This window comes from uncultured Lactobacillus sp. (genome assembly GCF_947367085.1).
Lineage (GTDB): Bacteria > Bacillota > Bacilli > Lactobacillales > Lactobacillaceae > Lactobacillus.
This window is the reverse complement of record NZ_CANBCP010000080.1, coordinates 1-5,434: the sequence shown is the minus strand read 5'-3', so window position 1 is coordinate 5,434 and position 5,434 is coordinate 1. Positions and strand designations below refer to the sequence as shown.

The window sequence follows — 5,434 nt, the reverse complement described above, 5'->3', positions numbered from 1 at the left end:
GTCTAAGTAATGAGCGACATTACAAGCAACTGGGACAGTCTTCAAATTACATGTTTGATGGATTTTTAAGATCGATTCAATTATAGCATAGGGTTCTTTTAAAAACTTAGAATCTAAATGCAAATTCTCTAATTTTAGAAACTTCTTTAGATCCTCACTAAAATCAAGTTCTAGCGGTAAATCTTCTAAAAATAACGAATCCTGAACTAAAGATTCTAAATTATAATATGCTTTTATTATCCTATTTCGATTATCTTCATCTAAATTTTCACTATATTTTTTTACGATTAGGGGCATATATTTATCTAAAATATTTTTAGTCAGTAGAAGGTCTCCAATAAAATCAAAATTTTTATTAATATCTAGTTGATTATATTCATCATCAGAAATCAAAACCATTTGCTTCTCGTTCTGAAAACTTTGCACAATATCTCGATAAGCTATTGAACTAGAGGTTGCAATTATCTTCATACCATAACCATCTAAACTCATTTTTTTATGCGATAAATACGAACAAATCATAGAATCACGGTCCTATCTGAACTATTTCTTACATCATTAACTGGATTTCCAACTAAAAAATGCATATCATTGTATTGTTTTTCTGTGACCATCAAAGATTGAACAACCCCACTAGTTGGTAAGAAACTTTTTATTCTATTTTCTAAAAAAGTAGCTGTTTTCCGGCTCACACATACTCTTTCATAGATAGAATATTGAATCATTAAAAATCCCTCATTTATTAATCGCTTACGAAATTGTCTGTACTCTCTTCTTTCATCGGCCGTATCTACAGGTAAATCAAACATTATCATTAATCGCATCATTCGGTACCTCATGAGTTAACTCCATTTCTATTTTTACTTTATCAATTTCACCGCTTAAAAATCTTAAGCAATCTCTTACATAAACAGTAATTGCATTAGATAAAATCGTTCTTTTTCCATTAAATTTTATTTCTAAACTTAATAGTTCTACTAACCCAAATTTAATATCAGGAGTAAATTCACTAATATTTTCATGCGCTTTTACCCAATAATCTACAATCGGCCTAAATGGTTCCATTAGATCAGAGCCTAGATTAAATTGATTTTCTTGAGAATGGTGATGAATACCTAAATAAGATAAATATCCATTGACTGCAATTTCTCGATCAAAAGCAGAGAGTAGAATTGCATAACCATAATCTAGGGCTGCATTAATTACATCTGAATTTCTCCTAATAAAATCCTTTCCAAACATTTTCATAAAATATTTTCTAGCTGCTAAGGCTTCCCTATTAGTTGAGTCATTTATTTCAATTCGATCTAGCTCCTCTTGAATATCTTCGCCATCCAATCTATAATTCTGCAGTACTGCAATTTGATTTTGGATTTTTTTAGTGACAATTTTTGTCCATAATAATTCTTTACGTTTCTTATCCCACCGAAATTGATTTTCTAGCTTAGCCAAATTTCTGCTTCCTGGATAATAGTCAACCGTCTCACTAATTGGTTGATACTTATCATCTACAAATATTACCTTAGATTGTTTTTCAGCCAATTTACTGATAAGTGCACTAGTAATTACTGCCTGAGAAGTAGAAATTAAGACTAGATTTATATCATCAATTGGAATCTGATTCACCCCATCTCTTGTTTGAACAATCATCCTATTCATTGAATAAGTTAATTTTGCATGCTGCGTTATTATTACAGACCGCCATCCCATATTCTTTCCTCCTTGTATAAAAATATATTTCATGATATTATTACTGTGTTGGGTAGCTCCCAACATCTAAACTTTATTGATCTAACAACCAGATTTAAAATCAAGCAATGCATCTTTTGATGCAAAGTTTCAATATTTGTCCCACGTTATCGAGGGACTTTTTTTATACAAAAAATAGGGAATCACATTGGTGGTTCCCTATTTTCTTTACAAATCTGAAATCTTAACGCTCTTTTTAAATAAACCTGTTGGTGATTGATAAATTAATCTGGCATTTTCTGAAAGTAGTACACCATTAGAAAATTGCATAAAACCTAATGGAGTCGATAAACCAATTTCTGGAACTTTTGGCCTTACAGCATTATCATGCAATCCCTCCAGAACTTTCAAAATAGTGTCTTTTTTATCCTTTAGAGATAGCTCAACAAATTTTTCTCTTCCTGAACGTAATTTTTCTCTAAATTTATTGATATCAAATAAGGATAAGTATTTATCAACTTTATCCAAAATCTCATCATAAGCCTTGATCAATGCTTCATTTTCACCACTATCTTTATCAAAATTATTCGTAATAGCTTGCATTGATTCAGTTGATAATGTTAATTGTTTAGCATTGTATACATATGTGGAGCTACCGAGCATAAACTTTTTATCTCCATCTTGAATTACTTGCTTATATGGAACTTTGGACTTAAGTATTTTAAACGAATTAATATTTTTATCTCTTCTTCCATTCTTCTTATAAAAAATTCTAGGTGCAAGTATTTCTTTCAAATAGGAATCATAATTGCCATTTTTTTGTGCTTGTCTTAAATTAACCAATTCTCGTGTAGGTATCCCTAAAATACGATATTCTGTTTCCTTTTCCTTATCTATTTTCACAATTACCATATAAGCATCAGAATTATTTGTATATTCACCATATATTTCAGTAGGCATTCCCTTCTTTTTAGGAATTAAATTACGCGGAGTTTTAACTGTGTCATTACTAAATCGTGGATAGACAGTCATCTTAAACATTTCTTGATCTCTAGTTTCTGTTTCTCGAGATACAAGCATATATTTAAATTGATATGCTCTTTTTAATTTCTCAGCTATTTCTTTACTATTTTCTGTTTTACTTTCCAAAAGCTGTGAGATAAAAGAGAATTTTCTAGTCTTATTAAAAATTTCCTTTTCTTTATCAGGGTCAGAGCTAAACTTCTTATATTGGCCATAAACAAAGAATGGGCGTAAATTAGGATAGTTTTGATATAAAAGATTCCCACAAATAGCCGAAAGATACGCATCTATTGCATGATGATAGTCATTTACTTCTCTACTCTTGTACAAATTAAATTTTTCTCGTAAATAGTGATTGTATTCAGCCTTCACAGTTATTATCTCGGTATTAGGATATTGAGATTGTAAAATAGTTGAAACTAGTTTAATAATTTGACTTGTTTCAACCAATTGACGATGGATAAAACCTGCAGAGTCATATTTATTAATGTGGTCCGGATCTGTTAATAAGTTATTATATTTGGTCTTACTAATTAAACCAATATTCGTCCATTCTTCCCACATTTTTCTAATAGTTATACTTAAATTACCAGCCATTTCATTACCAAACAATTTTACTGGTACATTATCAGACTTACCATTATTTACTGCCTTAGAAACTAAAACTCTATTATCTAAGGCATCATCTTTAATGAAACTTTGTGGCAAAATATGATCAATATCATATTTTTGAATATCATCAATATTAATTGGCTCTCCAGTATAAGCATCCCTACCAAGTTGCATAAAGTATAAATAATATTTATCTTGCATAAGTTTTTTATCCTTAATAGCTTCATTTAACTCTTCTGCAATTGCTTTAGATGCTAATTCAGTTGACAAATCTTTATAAACTTTTTGCAGTTTACTTCCTCTAGTTTGACTTCTCTTAGGATTACCGTCAGCGTCTCTAGTAAATTCTATTGCAATCTGTTTAGGAACTTTTCCAGAAGCTGCTTTAACGATATCATCAACTACTTTAATTACTTGACGAATTGCTTTTTTGTTTGCAGGTGAAGTATAAGCATCATTTAAAATATCTTCTACACTAGTAGCAACTAATAAATTTTGATTGGCTTCTGCTATTGCATCTTTCAAGTCAGCTTGAGTTACTATCTGCATAAAATTATTTTGACTATCCCAGAGCTGCTCAAAAATAGTTTGCCCATTATGATCATGTAATTGAGCTAATAATTTTTTAGATAGTCTGCCCCATCCCTGTAACCTAATATTACTTAGAGCATTAATCTGGTTCTCATTCAACCAATCAATAGACCTCAGCTTTTCTTTATAGATGGATTTATCTTCAAAAATTGTTGACCATTCGATAATTTTTTCAAAATCATTTCGATATTTTAAGTTATCAATCTGTTTGTCAAAAATATTCAATTTTTTAAGTCTATTATAAGTAGTTAGCCCAGCATTGAATTTCTTTTCATCCGCTAATCCCTTAATTTTAACCTTAACTAAATTATGGTTTTCTTTTAGATAATTTTCTAATTTCTTTACCGTTACAGTAGTCTGCTTTTTAAATAAGTTCTCATATATTTCTTTTTTCAAATCAACTGATATTCGCTTACCATTGATTCTGATATTATTAAGCTCATTTAATACTGAAAATTTTTGATAAAGGAAACTATTGGCAGGCAAGACATCTTCACCAAATAAGTAAGTATCTTTAGTTGTCATCCGCTTAATAAACTTATTAGCAGATTCAATACGATCCACTTTTTGATCAAAATTCCATGGTGTTATTTGACCCTTTTCTTTTCGAACCATCCATGCAAAATTTTGATTTTTCTTTGTTTGAATATCTTTTGTAGATTCATTTGGCGAAATTAATGGGCCAACATAATATGGAACTCTAAACCTGATTAACTCATCTAGCTTATATGGAGCTTCTCTCAAATGTGACGAAACAGGATTAAGCTCTTTTAAGAATGGATAATACTTACTTTGATTTTCAATAATTTTATCTAATTCTAATTGATGTAATTGATAAGGAATTACACCGTTAGCATTAGTCCTTTGTTTAGGCATAAAGGAATCCAGTTCTATTTTCTCTTTTATTTCTTTAGATGTTTGAGAATTATCCAAATTTTTATTAACTAATTTATAAAAATCTTCTTTTGACCCAGGTTTGATCTTTCCCAGTTTTTTCTTTGCTTGTAGTAATTGTCCATGACGATTATTGACATATAAATCATAAGCTAACGCCAATCTCTCAGATTTCTTTCGATCAATATGATTATCAATAACTTCCTTTAATGATTCTAAATCATTATGGTGATCGTCATATTTCTTAATCATTGATTCAGACAAAGTATTTCCATCTTCAACAATGCCATTTAGAGTAACTTCATTAAACAACTCTTTAATAGCCAACAAAATCGCTTGTTCATTTTCATCAAGATTACCCATTAATGCTTCAAATTTACTATCTGCATCGATATCACTAAGCCTAAAATTCCAGTCTGCTAATTCATCTTTACTAATTTCTTTTAGTACTATAGTGTCAAATCTTGTCTTATAACCTAAAACAGCATTGGCCACCTGTTTAGAAACATCTTTTATACGTTTACTTTGTTCTTTATTATCAGTTTTGATAGCAAATAATTCTGCTATCTTCTTAACATTATCTCTTTTGAAAATTTGTTTATCTTTAATAACTTCTTCAATTTCT

General features: G+C 29.7%; 4 protein-coding genes. All 4 read right to left on the bottom strand.

Annotated elements, in window-relative coordinates; all coding sequences use genetic code 11:
* Positions 1-522: type II-A CRISPR-associated protein Csn2 (csn2, locus tag Q0Y70_RS09250; protein ID WP_297820201.1), on the bottom strand; the 522-nt coding region annotated here is incomplete at its 3' end.
* Complete coding sequence (gene cas2, locus Q0Y70_RS09245) at positions 519-824, bottom strand: CRISPR-associated endonuclease Cas2 (RefSeq protein ID WP_297820205.1); 306 nt, start codon at positions 822-824, stop codon at positions 519-521. The genes cas2 and csn2, both read right to left, overlap by 4 nt.
* Positions 802-1,710, bottom strand: a complete 909-nt coding sequence (gene cas1 / locus Q0Y70_RS09240; RefSeq protein ID WP_297820198.1) for a type II CRISPR-associated endonuclease Cas1 — start codon at positions 1,708-1,710, stop codon at positions 802-804. Before cas1 ends, cas2 begins: the two co-directional genes overlap by 23 nt.
* 207 nt (positions 1,711-1,917) lie before the next feature.
* Positions 1,918-5,434: type II CRISPR RNA-guided endonuclease Cas9 (cas9, locus tag Q0Y70_RS09235; protein WP_297820195.1), on the bottom strand; the 3,517-nt coding region annotated here is incomplete at its 5' end.